The sequence below is a fragment of the Pseudomonas sp. MM227 genome, assembly GCF_947090715.1.
Classification (GTDB): Bacteria; Pseudomonadota; Gammaproteobacteria; order Pseudomonadales; family Pseudomonadaceae; genus Aquipseudomonas; species Aquipseudomonas baltica.
Map to the genome: position 1 here is coordinate 2,255,494 of NZ_OX352319.1, position 18,526 is coordinate 2,274,019.

At 63.0% G+C, this 18,526-nt stretch carries 15 protein-coding genes; 7 read left to right on the forward strand and 8 right to left on the reverse strand.

The window, feature by feature from the left end; all coding sequences use genetic code 11:
- Positions 1-7 precede the first annotated feature (7 nt).
- On the forward strand, positions 8-853 hold the full coding sequence (locus ONG87_RS10170; RefSeq protein ID WP_197979547.1) for a glycosyltransferase family 2 protein: 846 nt from the start codon (positions 8-10) through the stop codon (positions 851-853).
- 84 nt (positions 854-937) lie between these two features.
- A complete protein-coding gene (locus ONG87_RS10175) occupies positions 938-1,396 on the forward strand; it encodes a transposase (protein WP_264382791.1) in 459 nt (152 codons plus the stop codon).
- Between the two features lie 544 nt (positions 1,397-1,940).
- Here ONG87_RS10175 and ONG87_RS10180 read toward each other — a convergent pair.
- From ONG87_RS10180 to ONG87_RS10210, 7 genes are all read right to left on the reverse strand, one after another.
- Complete coding sequence (locus tag ONG87_RS10180) at positions 1,941-3,914, reverse strand: response regulator (RefSeq protein ID WP_264382792.1); 1,974 nt, start codon at positions 3,912-3,914, stop codon at positions 1,941-1,943.
- The gene (locus ONG87_RS10185; RefSeq protein WP_122478158.1) at positions 3,904-4,779 is read right to left on the reverse strand and encodes a sensor histidine kinase KdpD; all 876 of its coding nucleotides are present in this window, start codon (positions 4,777-4,779) and stop codon (positions 3,904-3,906) included. The genes ONG87_RS10180 and ONG87_RS10185 overlap by 11 nt, the downstream gene beginning before the upstream one ends.
- Complete coding sequence (locus ONG87_RS10190) at positions 4,772-5,788, reverse strand: ATP-binding protein (RefSeq protein ID WP_264382793.1); 1,017 nt, start codon at positions 5,786-5,788, stop codon at positions 4,772-4,774. Before ONG87_RS10190 ends, ONG87_RS10185 begins: the two co-directional genes overlap by 8 nt.
- Positions 5,779-6,183, reverse strand: a complete 405-nt coding sequence (locus ONG87_RS10195; RefSeq protein WP_049859585.1) for an anti-sigma regulatory factor — start codon at positions 6,181-6,183, stop codon at positions 5,779-5,781. The genes ONG87_RS10190 and ONG87_RS10195 overlap by 10 nt, the downstream gene beginning before the upstream one ends.
- Positions 6,180-6,542, reverse strand: coding sequence for an STAS domain-containing protein (locus tag ONG87_RS10200; RefSeq protein WP_122478154.1), 363 nt, complete (start codon positions 6,540-6,542; stop codon positions 6,180-6,182). Before ONG87_RS10200 ends, ONG87_RS10195 begins: the two co-directional genes overlap by 4 nt.
- Before the next feature lie 4 nt (positions 6,543-6,546).
- Complete coding sequence (locus ONG87_RS10205) at positions 6,547-7,398, reverse strand: STAS domain-containing protein (RefSeq protein ID WP_192056088.1); 852 nt, start codon at positions 7,396-7,398, stop codon at positions 6,547-6,549.
- 136 nt (positions 7,399-7,534) lie between these two features.
- Positions 7,535-7,897 (reverse strand): YkgJ family cysteine cluster protein, encoded by a 363-nt coding sequence (locus ONG87_RS10210; RefSeq protein ID WP_122478151.1) that lies wholly within the window; start codon positions 7,895-7,897, stop codon positions 7,535-7,537.
- Between the two features lie 213 nt (positions 7,898-8,110).
- On the opposite strand from ONG87_RS10210, the gene ONG87_RS10215 reads away from it, so the two are divergent.
- The 5 genes from ONG87_RS10215 to ONG87_RS10235 all read left to right on the forward strand — a co-directional run bounded on the left by ONG87_RS10215 (position 8,111) and on the right by ONG87_RS10235 (position 16,495).
- Positions 8,111-8,851 carry a FadR/GntR family transcriptional regulator gene (locus ONG87_RS10215; protein ID WP_122478282.1) on the forward strand — a complete coding sequence of 247 codons (741 nt, stop codon included), beginning with the start codon at positions 8,111-8,113 and terminating at the stop codon, positions 8,849-8,851.
- A 325-nt stretch (positions 8,852-9,176) separates the two neighbouring features.
- Positions 9,177-10,538 (forward strand): MFS transporter, encoded by a 1,362-nt coding sequence (locus ONG87_RS10220; protein ID WP_122478149.1) that lies wholly within the window; start codon positions 9,177-9,179, stop codon positions 10,536-10,538.
- Positions 10,539-10,625: 87 nt separating this feature from the next.
- On the forward strand, positions 10,626-12,179 hold the full coding sequence (gene garD, locus ONG87_RS10225; RefSeq protein ID WP_264382794.1) for a galactarate dehydratase: 1,554 nt from the start codon (positions 10,626-10,628) through the stop codon (positions 12,177-12,179).
- 148 nt (positions 12,180-12,327) lie between these two features.
- A complete protein-coding gene (pgm, locus tag ONG87_RS10230; RefSeq protein ID WP_122478146.1) occupies positions 12,328-13,968 on the forward strand; it encodes a phosphoglucomutase (alpha-D-glucose-1,6-bisphosphate-dependent) in 1,641 nt (546 codons plus the stop codon).
- 142 nt (positions 13,969-14,110) lie between these two features.
- Positions 14,111-16,495, forward strand: coding sequence for a UvrD-helicase domain-containing protein (locus ONG87_RS10235; RefSeq protein ID WP_264382795.1), 2,385 nt, complete (start codon positions 14,111-14,113; stop codon positions 16,493-16,495).
- 1 nt (position 16,496) lies between these two features.
- On the opposite strand, the gene ONG87_RS10240 is transcribed toward ONG87_RS10235, so the two are convergent.
- Entirely contained in the window at positions 16,497-18,524 is a 2,028-nt protein-coding gene (locus ONG87_RS10240; protein ID WP_264382796.1) for a response regulator, read from the reverse strand.
- Positions 18,525-18,526 lie beyond the last annotated feature (2 nt).

Here is an 18,526-nt window from a genome sequence, read left to right on the forward strand (position 1 = left end):
ACGTGACATGGTGAGTGTGATCACACTGGTGCATGGCCGCGAGCGACAGCTGGACAATGTCATCCGTGGACTGGAGCAGGGCAACCTGATGCCCGAGGCGTTCTGGGTGGTGTTCATGAATCAGCCGGCGCGTGATTTGCACAGCGAGTGCTTTCCTATCCACTGCCTCGTGGTCGACGATGCTTCTCATGGCTTGCCGCTGGCGAAAGCGCGCAATGCCGTGCGCCAATGCGGGGGCGAGCATTGGGTGTTCCTCGACGTGGACTGCATCCCGAGCCAAAGCCTGCTGTCCGATTACGCTGCCGCGCTGCGCGAAAGGCCTGAAGCCCTGCACCTGGGCGAGGTCCGTTACTTGCCCAGTACCGCCCGGATGGAAGACTGGACTCAAGCCACGTTGATGCGCGACGGCGTTGCCCATCCGCTCAGCCAATACCGCGGGAAGCCGGGTTCGCTGCTTGCGCATCACCTGTTCTGGTCGCTGAATTTCGCTTGCACCCGTGAGGTATTCGAACGCATCGGTGGCTTTGACGAGGGGTACCTGGGCTACGGCGCCGAAGACACCGATTTCGCGTTCAGCGCGCGTCACCAAGGCGTCGAGCTACGAGTGGCAGCGGCCCTGGCCTTCCATCAATACCACCCGACCTGGCGTCCGCCGCTCAACCATTTTTCGGCGATCGTGGCCAATGCTCAGCGCTTTCACCAGCGCTGGGCGCAATGGCCGATGGAGGGGTGGCTCGGCGAATTTGCCGAACTGGGCCTGGTGAGCTGGACGTCTGACTCGCTGGAGATCCTGCGTTATCCCACTGATGCCGAGGTCGATGCTTGCCTGGACAAGGCCGGCTCGGGGTTCTAAAAGCCTGGTCAGATCCGGCAATGATTGTGCGCTTGCCTAGGGGCCATCTGTTTTCTACGGTGACGGCTTTTCGGTGGACAGGGAATGTCGGCGTGCAGGAAAGCCTATGTATTGCGCAAGGGGCGCTTCAGCGAGGTAGGCTGGGTTTACTCGATCACCTGTGTGACGGCTGATCGGGCTGCCGTTTTTTCCTGCTTGCAAACCGCCCGGGCGCTGGTTGCTCAGTTGCGCGCCCTGCATGACGCAGGGGACGTAGAGTCGTTGGCGTGGGTGGTGATGCCGGATCATCTGCACTGGTTGTTTCAATTGCGAAAAGGCGATTTGGCTACGATCGTTTGCCGGATGAAAGCGCGCAGCAGCCTGGCCATCAATCGCCGCAACGGCGCCTGTGGTCGACTCTGGCAGAAAGGGTATTACGACCGTGCCCTGCGCCGCGAAGAGGATCTCAGAAGCGCAGCGCGCTACATCATCATGAACCCGGTCCGCGCCGGGTTGGTTCAGAAGGTTGGCGATTATCCTTTGTGGGACGCGATATGGCTGTGATCAGCGATCGCGTGCACCGCCGACGCGGCTCGCGCCGCTGCTACAGGCACCGAGAACCCCTGTAGCAGCGGCGCAAGCCGCGTCCGGGAGCGCTGTGGTGGGTCAGGCAGAACGCGGGCACCAGCGACGCGGCTTGCACCGCTGCTACAAATCACTCGCCTGTAGCAGCGGCGCAAGCCGCGTCCGGGGGTGGTGTGGTGGGTCAGGAGGAATGCGTAGACCTCCGACGCGGCTTGCGCCGCTGCTACAAATCACTCGCCTGTAGCAGCGGCGCAGGCCGCGTCCGGGGGTGGTGTGGTGGGTCAGAAGGAATGCGTAGACCGCCGACGCGGCTCGCGCCGCTGCTACAAATCACTCGCCTGTAGCAGCGGCGCAAGCCGCGTCCGGGCGCGCTGTAGTGGGTCAGGCAGAACGTATAAACCGCCGACGCGGCTTGCGCCGCTGCTACAAATCACTCGCCTGTAGCAGCGGCGCAAGCCGCGTCCGGGGGGGGTGTGGTGGGTCAGGCAGAACGCGTGTACCACCGACGCAGCTTGCGCCGCTGCTACGGGGGATCGCGTTCGAGGAGGTGGGTGATGCGGCCGACCAGGTCGCCCATGCGGAAGGGCTTGATGACCATGTCCATGCCTTCAGCGAGGAAGGTCTGCAGGTCCAAGGCGTTTTCCGCGTAGCCGGTCATGAACAGCACCGGCAGTTCGGGACGCAAGGCGCGAGCAGCGTCGGCGAGAACGCGGCCGTTCATTTGCGGCAGGCCGACGTCGGTCAACAGCAGCTGGATCGACGGGTCATCGCGCACGATATCCAATGCATCCAGCGCACTTTCTACCTCGGTGCAGCGGTACCCTGCGTCGATCAGCGCCTCGACCACGAACATCCGTACCGACGCCATGTCTTCCACCACCAGCAAGTGCTCACCGTTACCGCGGTTCTCCAACTGCACCGGCTCGCTGGGCTGCGGTAGCAGCGCCAGGCCAGCCGGCAGCATCAGGGTCACCTCGGTGCCGTGGCCAAGCAGGCTGCGGATCCGTACGTCGCCACCGGACTGCCGGGCAAATCCGTAGATCGTCGACAGACCCAACCCCGTACCCTTGCCAACGGCCTTGGTGGTGAAGAACGGGTCGAAGACCTTGTCGATGATGCTGTGATCGATCCCGGTACCGTCGTCACGTACCGACAGCACCACGTAGTCGCCATCGGCCAGGCGCGTGTCGCCCCGCGAATAGGCGGCGAAGGTCGACAGACGGATGTTGCCGCCTTCGGGCAGCGCGTCGCGGGCATTGATCACCAGGTTGAGCACCGCATTCTCGAATTGGATCGGATCGACCATGGCGATGGCTGCGCTGTCGGTCAGGTCCAGGCTCAGGGTGATCCGTTCACCGATGGTGCGGCGCAACAGGTCTTCCAGCGAATGCACATGCTGGTTGATCGCGATCGGCCGCGTATCGAGCGGCTGCTGGCGGGCGAAGGCCAGCATGCGATGGGTGAGGGCGGCCGCATTGGTTGCCGACTGCAGCGCCGCATCGGCGTAGCGTGACACGGCTTTGTCGACGCTGCCGGTGGCACCTTGCACACCGGCGGGCTCGACCCGCTTCTTGATCAGCTCCAGCGCCGTGATGATGCCGGTCAGCAGGTTGTTGAAGTCATGCGCAATACCCCCGGTAAGCTTGCCCAGGGCGTCCATTTTCTGCACTTGCAACAGTTGCGTCTCGGTGCGCGCGCGCTCGGCCACTTCCTGCGCCAGCAATGTCTGTGCGTCGGCCAACTGGATCTGCTGCTGACGCTCGCGCTGCCGGTGCTCGGTCACGTCCTCGATGAACACCAGGCTGTGCCCGGGCGCGCGATAGGGCGAGACCTGCCATTCGGTTTCACGCAGTTGATCGTCGACTCTGATGGTCAGGTTGCCACGCCAGCGTTCGCCTTTGCTCAAGCGCACCTGCAGGTCGTCCAGCACGCTTTCCTGCCCGGCCGCCAGTTGCGCTTGCAGGCTGGTGAGGGACACCGGGGTAGGCAGCAGTTGCGAGAACGCATGATTGCACTCGATCACCTGCAGCTGCTCGTCGATCACCGCGATGGGCGCGGCGATGTTGGCGAAAATCTCGCGAAAGCGTGCCTCGCTTTCGCGCAGCGCGTTCTCGGTGTCACGCACGCGCAGCAGAGTGCGCAGGGTGGCCAACAGCACGTCGGCGTCCACTGGATGGATGAGGTACGCATCGGCTCCGGCTTCCAGACCCGTGATGATGTCGCCGGTCTGAATGGACGCCGCCGACACATGGATGATCGGCAGCAGGGCGGTGGCCGGCTTGGCGCGCAGCAGTCGGACGATGTCGAAGCCGCTCATGTCCGGCAGGTTGACGTCGAGAATCAACGCGTCCAGTTGCTCGCTGGCGATCAGCGCCAAGCCATCGCCGCCGGTGCCGGCTTCCAGAATGACGATGCCGTGGCGTTCCAATCGGCGCCGCAGCGCGTAGCGAGTGGCGCTGTTGTCGTCGACGATGAGTACCCGCACTTCAGGTGTCATGGCCAGGCTCCGGCGCAATGGCCAACGGAATGATCACAAAGAATGTCGAGCCCACCCCCGGGCTGCTTTGCACGCCAACCGTGCCGCCCAGCAACTCGGCGAAGCGCTTGCACAGCGACAGGCCCAAGCCGGTGCCACGCAGGCGTTTCTGCACCGGCGAATCGATCTGGGCAAAGTCCTCGAACAACGTACCGTGCAGCTCGGCGGGAATGCCGATACCGGTATCGCTCACGGCGAAGCGGATCTGCGATGGCGATTCGAGCCTGGCCGACACCCGCACCTCACCTGCGAGGGTGAACTTCAACGAGTTGGAAATGAAGTTGCGCAGGATCTGCGCGAGTTTCTTGTCATCTGTATAGAGGCGTGGCAAGCCAACAGGCTCTTCGAATATGAGGTCCACGGCGCTGGCATTGACGATCGGCCGGAACATGCCGCGCAACGCCGAGAACAGATCGAACATGTCGAACCATGCCGGCGATATGCTGATCCGACCTGCCTCGATCTTGGCCAGGTCGAGCAGGTCGTCGACCATGTCGCTGAGTTCCTGGGCGGCGTGAGTGATGAAACTCACCTGCTTCTGCTGCTCCGGCGCCAAGGGGCCGTCCAGTTCATCGGCAAGCAGGCCGGTAATGCTCAGGATCGAGCCCAGCGGGGTGCGGAATTCGTGGCTCATGTAGGACAGGAAGCGGCTCTTGAGGTCCGAAGCCTGACGCAGTTCCTCAGCCTGGCCGTCAAGTTCGCCATACAGTGCCAGCACGCCCTGGTTGGTTTCATCCAGTTCGTCACGCAAGGCCTGGGCCTCGGCACGCAGTTGGGCGATCAATGCCGCACTGGCCTCGGCATCCAGATCGAGGGGTTCAGACATGGGGTGGCTCCAGAGCGATGACCAATACGGTGATGTCGTCGCGGCCGCGACAGAAGTCGCGGTACAGCACCGACGCAATGATGGCGGGGTGAAGGTGGACCAGACCCGGGTAGTCGGCCATGTTCCAGCGCGACTGCAACCCGTCGCTGTACAGAACGAGCAACTGCTCGTTCGCCTCGTCGAACGTGAAGGCTTGCGCGCGACGGAACTGTCCGCCGACGATGCCCGGATGGGACGCCAGTCCGCGGCTCTTGCCCGGCGATAGCAGCGTGGCCCCGATGTTGCCGATGCCGGCGAAACGCAGTTGCCCGGCGTGGTATTCGAACTGGGCAACGGCCACTGCGCCACCGCGTGTGCCGTTCATGGCCTGGTGCATGTCGTCGAGCACATGTTCGGGCCGTGCGAACGGTGCCTGAGCGAACGCCTGGCAACCTGCGCGTGCGGCCTTTTCGGCCTCTTCGCCATGACCGAGACCATCGACCACCACGGCGCTGATACCCTCGCCGGCGAACGTTACCTGCCAGGCATCGCCACACGCCGGGTCGTCGTGCAGCGAGCGCTGGGTCACGCCCAGGCGCAGGTCGGCGAGCTTGTCGCGCTTGCGGTACAGGCGTGCCAGCACCACTGAACCGCGGGCGTCGCTGTACGCATCGAACACTTCCGATTGCCGCGCCAGCGCGCCGAGGCCGATGCCTTGAGTGCCGCGCGTGGAATAGCCATCGGCCATGCACTCGTGCAGCTCGAAACCAGTCCCGCAATCCACTGCCAGCAGTTCCACACCCGGTGAAGTTGGATGGGGCAGGGCACGCAGGTGCAGCTCGCCGTGGCCGGCATGCTTGAGGATATTGCTGGCCAGCTCGGTGGCCAGCAGCGCGACGCGGCCGCAGTCGGTTTCGTCCAGGCCCTGCGCCTGCGCCATCTTCTGCGCGGCACGACGGGCTTCGCCGACCTGGCTGGGGTCCTGCAGTGCGATCACCTGGGTGATGACACTGCGCAAGGTCAGGTCCATCGAGTGATCGTCACGCGGGTGCCCTGGCCAGGCGCGGTGTCCAATTCGAATTCCTCGACCAGGCGACGTGCACCGGTCAGGCCCAGGCCAAGCCCGTTGCCCGAGGTCCAGCCGTCGGTCAGCGCCAGCTTCAGATCGGGAATGCCCGGGCCTTCGTCGCGAAACGTCAGGCGCAGGCCCTTGCGCACACCGTCGTCGAGAATCTGCCAGTCCATGTCGCCGCCACCGCCATAGACCACGGTGTTGCGCGCCAGCTCGCTGACCGCCGTCACCAGTTTGGTCAGGTCGATCAGGCGCATGCCGCAGTCCTGGGCCAGCTTGCGCGCGGTCTGGCGGGCCAGCACCACGTCCTGTTCGAGGCGCACCGGTTGACTGCCGCTGCTCTCGACGTTCATGAGCCGTTCACCCGTGCCTGCAGCAGGCGCATGCCGCGCTCCACGTTCAGCGCGGTGCTCACGCCCGGCAGGTTCATGCCCAGCTCGACCAGCGTGATCGCCACGGCGGGCTGCATGCCGACCAGCACGGTTTCGGCGTCCATGATCCGCGACAGGCCGGAGATGGTGCCGATCATCCGGCCAATGAACGAATCGACCATGTCCAGCGCGGAGATATCGATCAACACACCTCGGGCCGAAGTCTTGCTGATCTTTTCCGACAGGTCATCCTGCAGCGCCAGCGCCAGTTGATCGTGCATGTCGACCTGGATGGTCACCAGCAGGTACGCGCCCATCTGCAATATAGGGATGCGTTCCATGGGCTCAAACCGCCTTGCTGACGGTCAGGTTCAGGCGGCGCAGGGCCAGGGCCAGGGCGTCTGCCAGATTGGCCTTGGTGACCACGCCTTGCAGGTCCAGGCCCAGATGGACGATGGTCTGCGCGATCTGCGGGCGAACACCACTGATGATGCAATCGGCACCCATCAGGCGAATGGCGGTGACTGTCTTGAGCAGATGCTGGGCCACCAGGGTGTCGACCGTCGGCACCCCGGTGATATCAATGATGGCTATTTCCGAGCCGGTGTCGACGATGCGCTGCAACAGCGATTCCATCACCACCTGGGTACGCTGCGAGTCCAGCGTGCCGATCATCGGCAGGGCCAGTACGCCTTCCCACAGCTTGACGACGGGCGTGGAGAGTTCGAGCAGTTCTTCCTGCTGACGCTTGATGACCATCTCGCGGGACTTCTGGAAAGTGCGGATGGTGTGCATGCCCAGCCCGTCGAGCAGGTCCGAGACCAGCAGCACCTGCTCGGCAAGCTCGGCCGGATGGCTGGCGTACGCTGCCTGCAGCACGGCGAACAGCGGGCGCTTGAGGGCAAAGATGAAGTGCGCGGTCTGGTGCGAGTCGTGGCCCAGCAGCGCGCGGCTGTGGGACAGTTTCTCCAGTACCTGACGGACATCGGCCCATTGGCTGCCGGCGATGTTGTGGGTCTGACTGGTTTCCAGGGCGATGATCAACTGGCTGAGCAGCTCGCTGCTCTGCTGCCGAAGGTCGGCTTCCTTGATGTTGCGCGTCGCTCCGCTGGCTTCAAGGCCTGCGAGCCACTGCTCGACAATGGCATTTTGCTGGGATTTGAAAGCGTCAACGGTTTGCGTGTTCAGCGCGGCCATGCAAGAACTCCTGGTACAGAGATGGGGCGAGATAGCGTAATGATGGCCGATTATCTGCTAAACGCCGAATCCCGTCGATGGCCAAAAGCGCACGGCATCCGGCCGCCATCGACTCGGAGCGCAGCGCTTGAATCGGCTAGCTGGCGAGGAGGGTCATGACCGGCTCCGGCAGCGGCGGCAAGCCATGAGCCGCACGCGCCTTGTCGCACGCCGGGTTATGTTCGCCGTGTTCCCAGGAAGCGTCGAACTCGCGGCAGGTACTGGAGCGCTTGGCATACATCGTACAACCGATTCCGACTTTGCCCACCTCGCCGGCGAGGGCAACGCAGCGCGTGGGCTTGGCGTCGGTGCCGAGCATCGCCACCCGATTGTGGGTGACCTGAATGACCTGCTCGTCAGGCACCAGGCCGCCCGCAGACTGACATTCGCCCCAATAGAAGGACACACGGAAATGCGCGCAGCAGGCGCCGCACTCAAGGCAGGGATTGGCTTTGGACATGTTGGCTCGGGAGGGGGGGCAACAGCGTTATTGGGGACCGCGACCACGCCGCCATTCTAGGCCTGCCGTAGCGGTTGGGAAGGGGGGTTCAATGTATATTTCAAGGGCGCCGCACCGACCGCGAACACCTCGAAAGGCGGCATGTTCGCGCTGTCATCACACAACTTGCTGATATATGATCGGTTTTCCTTTTCCAGCCATGATCGCGCCGCCATGAGCAACGACATCGTCACCGCCGACATCACGCGTCGCAGGCCGGGCAACCTGGCCCAGAGCCTGGTGGACGATGTCTGCAGGATGATCAGCCAGGGTGTGGTCAAGCCCGGAGACAAGCTGCCCACCGAACTCGAATTGATGGCGGTGGGCGGTGTGAGCCGGGCTACCGTGCGCGAGGCACTGTCCCGCCTGCAGGTGTCGGGCATCGTCGAAACCCGTCGCGGCATCGGCACCTTCGTTCTCAACGTCCCGGGTTCGACCGTATCGCGCCTGGACCCGGCTACCATCGTTACTTTGCAGGACGTCATCGCCATTCTCGATGTGCGCATCAGTTTCGAGATCGAAGCGGCGGGGTTGGCGGCACTGCGGCGCAGCGACGACCAGTTGGCGTGTATCGAAGACGCGCTGAAGCGCTTCGAACAGGCGTCCGACACCAGCGGGTCCATCGTCTCCGACTTCCAGTTCCACCTGCAGATCGCCCAGGCTTCCAACAACCGCTATTTCGCCGACATCATCACGCATTTCGGCACCAGCATGTTTCCCCGTGCACGCCTGGACACCGTGGCCATCGCACGTCTGGACCGCCAGCAGAAACACGAACGGCTGGTCCGCGAACATGCGCACATCTTCGAAGCGGTCGCCCGCTGTGACTATGACGCCGCCCGCGCCGCGATGCGCATCCATCTGGCCAACAGCCGGGCGCGCGTGGTCAAGGCGCACGAAGATCTGTCCATCTGACCCTCCAAGTCAGCGCCTGCAACGTAGTACGATGACTTCCCGCCCACATCGCTACATCTTTGGAAATAATTCATCTCCGAGGTATGGATATAATCAGCGTTGTACGATAACGTAACTGCAGTACCGGCACAGACCGGTGTCCCCTAATAATTCCAACGTCCAGGGTGCTGCAACCATGATTATCCACGTGATGTCTTCCCGCTGTTGTCCGACTTCCTCCGTCCTACAGGGCCATGGCTTGCAGCCCGGCTGAGTCAGCGACACCTGAAATACCCGGCTTCATACCCTCTACCCGCATAAAAATAACTCGTGGGAGTACCTTCGCATGCCAGCGACGAAGAAGACGCATGTGCGCTACATGATCCTGTTCCTGTTGTTCGTGGTGACAACACTGAACTACGCGGATCGCGCCACCATTTCCATCGCCGGTGCCAGTCTGCAGAAAGACCTGGGCATCGACGCCGTCACCCTCGGCTATATCTTCTCCGCTTTCGGTTGGGCTTACGTCCTGCTGCAGATCCCCGGTGGCTGGTTGCTCGACCGCTTCGGCTCGAAGAAGGTGTACGCCTGGAGCATTTTCCTTTGGTCGCTGTTCACGGTAATGCAGGGGTTCGTCGGCTACCTGCCGATGGCCAACGCGGTGATCGCGCTGTTCATGCTGCGCTTTCTGGTCGGCGCAGCCGAAGCCCCGTCGTTTCCCGGTAACGCACGCATCGTTGCGGCCTGGTTCCCGACCGCCGAGCGCGGCACGGCGTCGGCGATCTTCAACTCGGCGCAGTACTTCGCCACGGTGCTGTTCGCTCCGCTGATGGGCTGGATCGTGCACTCCTGGGGCTGGGAGCATGTCTTCGTGGTCATGGGCGGCCTGGGCATCCTCTTTTCGGGCGTATGGCTCAAGTACATCCACAATCCCAAGGAACACCCAAGCGTCAGCGCCGAAGAGCTGGAGTTCATCGAGCAGAACGGCGGGCTGGTGGACATGGACCAGGCCAAGGGCGGCAAGTCCAAGCCGAAGTGGAACTACATTCGCCAACTGCTGACCACGCGCATGATGCTTGGTGTGTACCTGGGGCAGTTCTGCATCAACGGCATCACCTACTTCTTCCTTACCTGGTTTCCGGTGTACCTGGTTCAGGAACGCGGCATGACCATCCTCAAGGCAGGCTTCATTGCCTCGCTGCCGGCCATCTGCGGCTTCATCGGTGGCGTGTTGGGCGGGGTCATCTCGGACAGCCTGCTGCGTCGCGGCCATTCCCTCACCTTCGCGCGAAAGACGCCGATCGTCTGCGGCTTGATGCTGTCGACCACCATGGTGATCTGCAACTATGTGCAGGCCGAATGGATGGTGGTGGCGTTCATGGCCCTGGCGTTCTTCGGCAAGGGCGTGGGTGCGCTGGGCTGGGCCGTGGTGTCCGACACTTCGCCCAAGCAGATCGCCGGGATCAGCGGCGGCTTGTTCAACATGTTCGGTAACGTGGCGTCCATCACCACGCCGATCGTGATCGGCTACATCATCAGTGCCACCGGCTCGTTCAAGTACGCGCTGGTCTACGTCGGTGCCAATGCCCTGGTAGCGGTGTTCAGCTACCTGGTGATCGTCGGCCCGATCAAGCGCGTGGTACTGCGCGAAGAGAACGGCGACCCGGTCGTCGACGATGCACCGCAGCTCAATGCCGCTCGTCCCTGAAGCGTCTGCAGCCAACGACAAGACCGCGGCCGGCACTGCCGGTACGCGGCTCTGGATTCAGCCTGAATTGATTGGAAGGGCCAAGCCATGCAATTGATCGAACATTCCGATTCTCCCCGCTACGTGCGTCTGCACGCAGACGATAACGTCGTGGTCGTGGTCAACGATCAGGGCGTGGCCGAAGGCAGTCGTTTTCCCGATGGCCTGACGGTCATCGAAGGTGTGCCGCAGAGCCACAAGGTTGCCACCGTCGACATCGCCGAAGGCGGCGCTGTGGTGCGTTACGGCCAGATCATCGGCTACGCACTGGAGCCGATCCGTCAAGGCAGTTGGGTCAAGGAAAGCCAACTGGCCATGCCTTCGGCGCCGCCGTTGGACAGCCTGCCGATGTCCGACGCGGTACCGCCGGCGCTGCCGCCGCTGGAGGGCTTCACCTTCCAGGGCTATCGCAATGCGGACGGTACCGTGGGTACGCGCAATATTCTGGGGATCACCACCACGGTGCAGTGCGTGACCGGAGTGCTGGACCATGCGGTGAAGCGCATTCGCGAAGAGCTGCTGCCCAAGTACCCCCACGTCGACGACGTGGTGGCGCTGACCCACAGCTACGGCTGCGGCGTGGCCATCAATGCGCGCGATGCCTACATTCCGATTCGCACCGTACGCAACCTGGCGCGCAACCCGAACCTGGGTGGCGAAGCCTTGGTGATCGGCCTGGGTTGCGAAAAGTTGCAGGCCGGGCAGGTTATGCACGAGGACGATCCCTCGGTAGACCTGAGCGAGCCGTGGCTATACCGCCTGCAGGACTCCGGGCATGGCTTCGGTGAAATGGTCGAGCAGATCATGGCGCTGGCCGAGACGCGGCTGGCCAAGCTGGACCGTCGGCGTCGCGAAACGGTGCCCGCCAGCGAGCTGATCCTGGGCATGCAGTGTGGCGGTAGCGATGCGTTTTCCGGGATCACCGCCAACCCGGCGTTGGGCTTCGCCTCCGACCTGCTGGTTCGCGCCGGGGCCACGGTGATGTTCTCCGAGGTCACCGAGGTGCGCGATGCCATCTACATGCTCACCTCGCGGGCCGAAACCCACGAAGTGGCGACCCAGCTCGTGCGCGAGATGGACTGGTACGACAATTATCTGGAACGCGGTGCGGCGGACCGCAGTGCCAACACCACACCGGGGAACAAGAAAGGCGGTTTGTCCAACATCGTCGAGAAGTCGCTGGGCTCGATCGTCAAGTCGGGCAGCAGCGCCATCAACGGTGTGCTCGGTCCGGGCGAACGGGTCAACCGCAAAGGCCTGATCTACTGCGCCACGCCTGCCAGCGACTTCGTTTGCGGCACGCTGCAATTGGCCGCGGGGATGAACCTGCACGTGTTCACCACGGGGCGCGGCACTCCCTACGGCCTGGCGATGACGCCGGTGGTGAAAGTGTCCACCCGCACCGAGCTGGCCGAGCGCTGGCCCGACCTCATCGATATCGACGCCGGGCGCATTGCCACCGGGCGGGTGACCATCGAGGAGCTGGGCTGGGAGCTTTTCCATTACTACCTGGCCGTGGCCAGCGGTGAACAACAGACGTGGGCCGAGCGCTATCGCCTGCATAACGACATCACCTTGTTCAACCCCGCGCCGATCACCTGATCAGGCGTCCCGAAGGGCAGCAGGCAACCTGCTGCCGGTCGGTTCGACAAAAGAAGCGTCAAAAAAGGGAATCAAATAGCTACCTCCAGTGTCGAAGTGCCACTAAACTGTCATTCTTCGTTTCGGTACCTACACTAGAGGTTTTTGCATGAAGCTCAGTCCGTTTGCGGGCAAACCTGCTCCAGCCCAGCTGCTGATCGACATCCCGCGTCTGGTCACGGCCTATTACACCGGCCAGCCGGATGCAAGCGAGCCCACTCAGCGTGTGGCGTTCGGGACCTCGGGGCACCGCGGCAGCTCGTTCGACTTGAGCTTCAACGAGGCACATGTGCTGGCGATCAGCCAGGCGATCTGCCTGTACCGCAGCAGCAAGGGGATCGACGGCCCACTGTTCGTCGGCATCGACACCCACGCGCTGTCGACCCCGGCAGGCGCCAGCGCCCTTGAAGTGTTCGCCGCCAATGGCGTGCAGGTGATGTTGTCCAAGGACGACGAATACACCCCGACACCGGCGGTCTCCCACGCGATCATCTGCTACAACCGTGAGCGCAGCAGCGGCCTGGCGGACGGTGTGGTCATCACGCCGTCGCACAACCCGCCGCAAAGCGGTGGTTTCAAGTACAACCCACCCAATGGCGGCCCGGCCGACGGAGACGTGACCAAGTGGATCGAGGCCAAGGCCAACGAGCTGCTTGCCGATGACCTGCGTGGCGTCAAGCGCATGCCTCACGAGCAGGCGCTGAAGGCTGCCACGACTCACCGGCACGACTACATCGGTCACTACGTGGCCGACCTGGTCAACGTGATCGACTTCGACGTCATCCGCAAGGCCGGCCTGCGCTTGGGTGTGGATCCGCTGGGTGGGGCAGGTGTGCGCTACTGGTCGGCCATTGCCGAGCACTATCAGCTCGACCTGCAGGTGGTGAACACCGAAGTCGATGCCACCTTCCGCTTCATGTGCGTGGACTGGGACGGCCAGATTCGCATGGACCCATCGTCCAGCTACGCCATGCAGGGGCTGATCGGCCTGAAGGACCGCTTCGACGTGGCCTTTGCCTGCGATCCCGATCACGACCGTCATGGCATCGTCACCCCGACGGGCGGGTTGCTGGCACCCAACAACTACCTGGCGGTGGCCATCGACTATCTGTTCCAGAACCGTCCGCAGTGGCGCACCGACGCGGCCGTGGGCAAGACCGTGGTCAGCAGCGGCATGATCGACCGCGTCACCGCGCGCCTGGGGCGTCGTCTGCATGAAGTGCCGGTGGGCTTCAAGTATTTCGCCGACGGTCTGTTCGATGGCTCGCTGGGGTTCGGCGGTGAAGAGAGCGCCGGTGCGTCGTTCCTGCGCATGGATGGCAGTGTCTGGACCACCGACAAGGACGGGTTGATCCCGGCCCTGTTGGCCGCTGAAATGACCGCACGTACGGGGCGCGATCCGAGCCAGGCGTATGAGGCACTGACGCAGAGCCTGGGCGAGCCGTTCTCTACGCGCGTCGAGGCCAAGGCCAACCCGCAGCAGAAGGCGGCCTTGAGCAAGCTGTCGCCCGAGCAGGTGAAGTCCACGGAATTGGCCGGTGAGCCGATCGAGCAGATTCTCAGCCATGCGCCAGGCAATGGGCAGGCCATCGGTGGCTTGAAAGTCATCACGGCCAACGGCTGGTTCGCCGCGCGTCCCTCTGGCACCGAAGACATCTACAAGATCTACGCCGAAAGCTTCATCGACGAGGCGCATCTGCAGCGTCTGGTAGCCGAAGCGCAGGTGCTGGTGGATTCCGCCATCGGTTGATCCTGCGTAGCGGCGAATTGTGCCGTATCAGGCGCCGCACAGGCCGCCGACGCGGCTTGCACCGCTGCTACGGAGGGTGTGCAGCGTTTGAAGGTGGGATCTTTGGTATATTGCGGTCCTCGCGATATGCCCAGGAGTTTTCGTGTCATCGCAACCTACCGACAAAGACCGTCAAGCCCCAGGCCTGATCGCCCGGGGCTGGCGTTGGCTGCGCTCGCAGCAGCGTGACGCCTGGTTTCACACGCCGCTCACGGAAGCTACCGCGCCGGCCCCGCCTGGCGAACCACCTCCCGAGTCACAGTCGAAACGGCCGCCCCGCGCGCCGAAAAAATCCGTCACCTCACAAGCGCCACAGCCGTTGCTGTTCGCGCCCTGGCAGCTCGAGCTGACGCCAGCGCTGAAGAAAACCATCAAGGCTGACGTCGCTGCCCGCCTGCCCGAACACGCCCAGCCCAGCCCTGCGCAGTGGAAAATGATCTTCAGCACGACACCCGCCACGTGCGTGGTGGCTGGTGCAGGTGCAGGTAAATCCACATCGTTGGTACTGCGCGTGCTGGTGCTTCACCACTACATGGGCTTCGAACTCGACAGCCTGAGCGTGGTGACCTTCACCCGGGAATCACGTCGAGACTTTATCAAGAAGTTGTGCCAAGTCTTTGATATGTGGGAAGTACCTTACGTATTCGAGAAAGTACGTGAAGTGGTCAGAACCTATCATTCCCTGGTTCTGCCGCTGATTCACGCGCTGCCTGGTCTGGCTGAAGTGCGCGCTTTCGAAAACCTCGGAGCGGCCGCAACAGGTAGCGAGGAAGCCAATCCGTTCCAACTGCGGCTCAACGACACCCAGCGTCAGTTGATGAACGAATGCTATCGCAGCCTCATGAGTAGCGATCCTTCGTTCAGTGGTCGCATCGGCAGCTTGCGCGCGAGCGCAGCCCAACTGCGCAAGCTGGACCCGCAGGATGCCGATGTGCAGAAGCGGCTCAAAGCCCTCAGCCTGGCCAGCGCTCGCGACGCCGAACTGTGTGACTTGATCGAAGAACACTGGCGTGCGCAGGATGCCTGGCCTATAAAGGGGATCAAGATAGATCGACAAGCCATTGATATAAAAGGTTTTACCTTTCATACGCATGGCTACATTGCACGCTTGAACACTTGGGTCGTGCTAGGGTTCGAACCCGGTACCGATGCCCAACTCACCCGGCCCACGGCCAAGATCCCAATCTGGGGCGAATGGGCAGTCAAGCGCACCCTGTTTCAAGCTTTCTGTGATAAGCCACTGATATGGCTGGATAATCCTTCCGATGCCAAGAAGGCTTTGGCAGCCTTGAACAGCAAAGGGTTGACCGGGCCCGGGTTCGAATACCAGTTGCCCGGCGAACTTGCCCCGGCGCCGCTGCTGGACTGTTTCGTGGCTGCCGCGACCTTCATCGAGAACCTCGGAGTGCAGGTCGTCGACGCCATCGACAGGATGAGCTGGAACGCCGAAGACTCCGAAGCGGACTTTTTCGCGGCCTTGCGCTTGTTCTGGCCGGCACTCGAAGCGCATCTGCAAAACCAGACGCCGCCAGTCATGCTGTTCAATCGCATGTTCGCCTTGCTTGGCGAAGGGCCAGGCTCGCGGGTCAGCGAACTGCCTGACGACGCACTGCGCCCCATGTCCCATCTGCTCGTCGATGAATTCCAGGACATTTCCGCACAGATCGTGGGCTGGTTGAGGGCCAGTCTTGCGGAAATCCTGCGCCGCAGCACCGCGTTGGCCGGTGAGCGAGCCGCGCAGCACAGCTCGCTGATGTGCGTTGGCGACGACTGGCAGTCGATCTATGGCTGGCGCGGCAGTAACCCAAGCTACTTCATGCAGTTCAACCGCACCTTCAGCGCTCACAAGCACACGCGTGTACTGCTGATCGACAACTACCGTAGCCATCAGGCGATCATCGACGCCGCCGAGCATATCGTGGCGTCGGCACCGGCCATACCCGGCAAGAAGGCCCTGGCCCGTCGTGTATTCGATCGCGAGCCATCGCCTGTGACCCTCTTGAGTCGAGACCTTGCCGATCTGGCACGGCGCGCCGCCGAGCATCACGCTGCAGGCGACTCGATTCTGGTGCTCTATCGTCGCAACAGTGACCGCCAGGCTTTGGCCGAGCATATCCAGGGCCTGCTGCAGGCAGATCAAGCGTTGCCAGCCGAGCAGCGTCGTTTGCGCCAGCTCACGTTCCACAGCGCCAAGGGTCTGCAGGCCGACGCGGTATTTCTGCTGGGCGATTGCCAGTATGCCAGTCGCTCGCCCTACAAGAACCAGGTCTATGCCCTGGCGGGCTTGGCTCAGGCGGGGCAGGTGGACGGCTACGACAGTGCCCAGCACGAGGAAGCGCTGCGCCTGGCCTATGTCGGGATCACCCGGGCCATCCACAGCTGCTATTGGTATGTGGAAACCGCTGCCAAACCAGGCGCCCGCGCCTCGGATCGAGTGGACGCCAGAATGCCGTGCTTCAACGACGTGCGGACCAAGCCCAAGCGCTGATTCAGGCCTGGGACATCTCCCGCACCTTGGCCGTGAGCACATCGAACGCGAACGGCTTGGTGATCATCTGCATGCCGTCATCGAGAAAACCGGCGCGCACTTCGGCGTGCTGGGCATAGCCGGTGATGAACAGCACCTTGAGTCCCGGCCGCAGATGGCGCGCGACTTCGGCCAGTTGCCGACCGTTCATGCCGGGCAGGCCGACGTCGCTGATCAGCAGGTCGATGCGCTGCCCGGACGCCAGGATCGGCTGCGCGGCGCTGGCATCGGCTGCCTCCAGATAGCAGTAACCCAATTCGCGCAGGACTTCGCACACCAGGCTGCGCACGGCATGGTCATCCTCGACGATCAAAACCGTTTCGCCATTGGTGGCCATCGGCGATTCGATCACCGGCGCAGTGGCCTGGGGCAGTTGCGAGGCATAGCAGCGCGGCAGGTAGAGCTGCACCGTGGTGCCCTGGCCGGGGGTGCTTTGGATCGCCACGTGGCCCCGCGACTGCTTGCTGAACCCGTAGATCATCGACAGGCCCAGGCCAGTGCCCTGGCCAATGGGCTTGGTGGTGAAGAATGGATCGAATGCGCGATTGATCACGGCCTGGTCCATCCCCGACCCGGTGTCGCTCACACTGAGCAGGATGTAGTCGCCCGGTGCCAGGTTCTGGTGCGCACTGGTAAAGCTTTCATCGAGGTGCCGGTTGGCCGTTTCGACGATCACTTCGCCACGCCCTGGCATGGCATCGCGGGCATTGATCACCAGGTTGAGCAGGGCACTTTCCAGTTGATGGGGGTCCGCCTCGGCTATCCACAGTTCAGGATCCAGGTGCATGCGCAGCGCAATGCTTTCATTGAGGCTGCGGTGCAGCAGTTCTTCCATCGACTGCACCAGTCCGTTCACCTGGACTGGCTTGGAATCCAGTGACTGGCGGCGGGAAAACGCCAGCAGGCGGTGAGTGAGAGATGCAGCGCGGTTGGCCGAGCTGATACCCATGTCGATCAGCTTGGGCAGGTCGTCGAGCTGGTTGCGGCTCAGGCGTCGGCGCATCAGCTCCAGGCTGCCGATGATGCCGGTGAGCATGTTGTTGAAGTCGTGGGCGATACCGCCGGTCAACTGGCCCACCGCTTCCATTTTCTGCGCCTGGCGCAGGGCCTCTTCGTTGATCCGTACCTGGGCCGTGCGTTCCTCGACCTGCTGTTCCAGATTGCCGTTGAGTTCACGCAACTGTTGTTCGGCGGCTTTCTGTTCGGTGATATCGGTGGTAACCCCGACCAGTGCCTGGATGCGTCCCTGCCTGTCGGGAATGGCGCGGGCGCGCATGTCCACCCAATGCACTGAACCGTCAGACCAGCTGTTGCGGAACTGCAAGGCGAAGTCGGCGCCCAGCTGCAGGCTGTTGATCAGCGCCTCCTGCATCATGGCCTGATCGCCCGGATGCACGCACAGCAGCCAGTCTGAGTAGTCGAAACGGGTGCTGGGCTCGATGCCGTAGTGGGTGCGGGTCCGGTCCGAGCAGTTCAACTGCAGCGGGTTGCAGGTCAGCTCCCAGGCTCCCAGGCGCCCGGCACTCATGGCGTGCTGCAAACGCTGTTCACTTTCGCTCAGGTCCAGCAGACGGTCACGCGCTTCATATTGACGGCGCCGACCCCGAATGGCCGTCTTGGCCAGGCTGATCAAGGTCAGCGGGTGAAACGGGCGTTCCACGAACGTGACGTTGCCCAGGCGCGCAGCGAGCAGCATGGACTGCGCCTGGTCGGCCGCGCGTTGATGGGTCATCAGCACGATCGGCAAGTCGGACCAGGCCGGCTGCTGGCTCAGGTACACCAGCAACGGCTGCATCCTGGCTTCGGACAGCGCTTCGTTGGCGACAATGCAGACACCTGCGCCTTCGCGCTGCAAGTGCGTACAGAGATCGTCGACGTCGGCCACGGCGATGCCTTGAATACCTGCCTGTCCGAGAATCTGCAGGGCCACCTGGCTGTCGCGTCCCATGGGGGCAAGCACCAGCACTCGTTCCGATGTGGGTATCGACATCT

Coding starts and splice junctions, on each gene's coding strand:
- ONG87_RS10170 (WP_197979547.1), top strand. CDS start 8: ATGGTGAGTGTGATCACACTGGTGCATGGCCGCGAGCGACAGCTGGAC.
- ONG87_RS10175 (WP_264382791.1), top strand. CDS start 938: ATGTCGGCGTGCAGGAAAGCCTATGTATTGCGCAAGGGGCGCTTCAGC.
- ONG87_RS10180 (WP_264382792.1), bottom strand. CDS start 3,914: ATGACACCTGAAGTGCGGGTACTCATCGTCGACGACAACAGCGCCACT.
- ONG87_RS10185 (WP_122478158.1), bottom strand. CDS start 4,779: ATGTCTGAACCCCTCGATCTGGATGCCGAGGCCAGTGCGGCATTGATC.
- ONG87_RS10190 (WP_264382793.1), bottom strand. CDS start 5,788: ATGGACCTGACCTTGCGCAGTGTCATCACCCAGGTGATCGCACTGCAG.
- ONG87_RS10195 (WP_049859585.1), bottom strand. CDS start 6,183: ATGAACGTCGAGAGCAGCGGCAGTCAACCGGTGCGCCTCGAACAGGAC.
- ONG87_RS10200 (WP_122478154.1), bottom strand. CDS start 6,542: ATGGAACGCATCCCTATATTGCAGATGGGCGCGTACCTGCTGGTGACC.
- ONG87_RS10205 (WP_192056088.1), bottom strand. CDS start 7,398: ATGGCCGCGCTGAACACGCAAACCGTTGACGCTTTCAAATCCCAGCAA.
- ONG87_RS10210 (WP_122478151.1), bottom strand. CDS start 7,897: ATGTCCAAAGCCAATCCCTGCCTTGAGTGCGGCGCCTGCTGCGCGCAT.
- ONG87_RS10215 (WP_122478282.1), top strand. CDS start 8,111: ATGAGCAACGACATCGTCACCGCCGACATCACGCGTCGCAGGCCGGGC.
- ONG87_RS10220 (WP_122478149.1), top strand. CDS start 9,177: ATGCCAGCGACGAAGAAGACGCATGTGCGCTACATGATCCTGTTCCTG.
- garD (WP_264382794.1), top strand. CDS start 10,626: ATGCAATTGATCGAACATTCCGATTCTCCCCGCTACGTGCGTCTGCAC.
- pgm (WP_122478146.1), top strand. CDS start 12,328: ATGAAGCTCAGTCCGTTTGCGGGCAAACCTGCTCCAGCCCAGCTGCTG.
- ONG87_RS10240 (WP_264382796.1), bottom strand. CDS start 18,524: ATGTCGATACCCACATCGGAACGAGTGCTGGTGCTTGCCCCCATGGGA.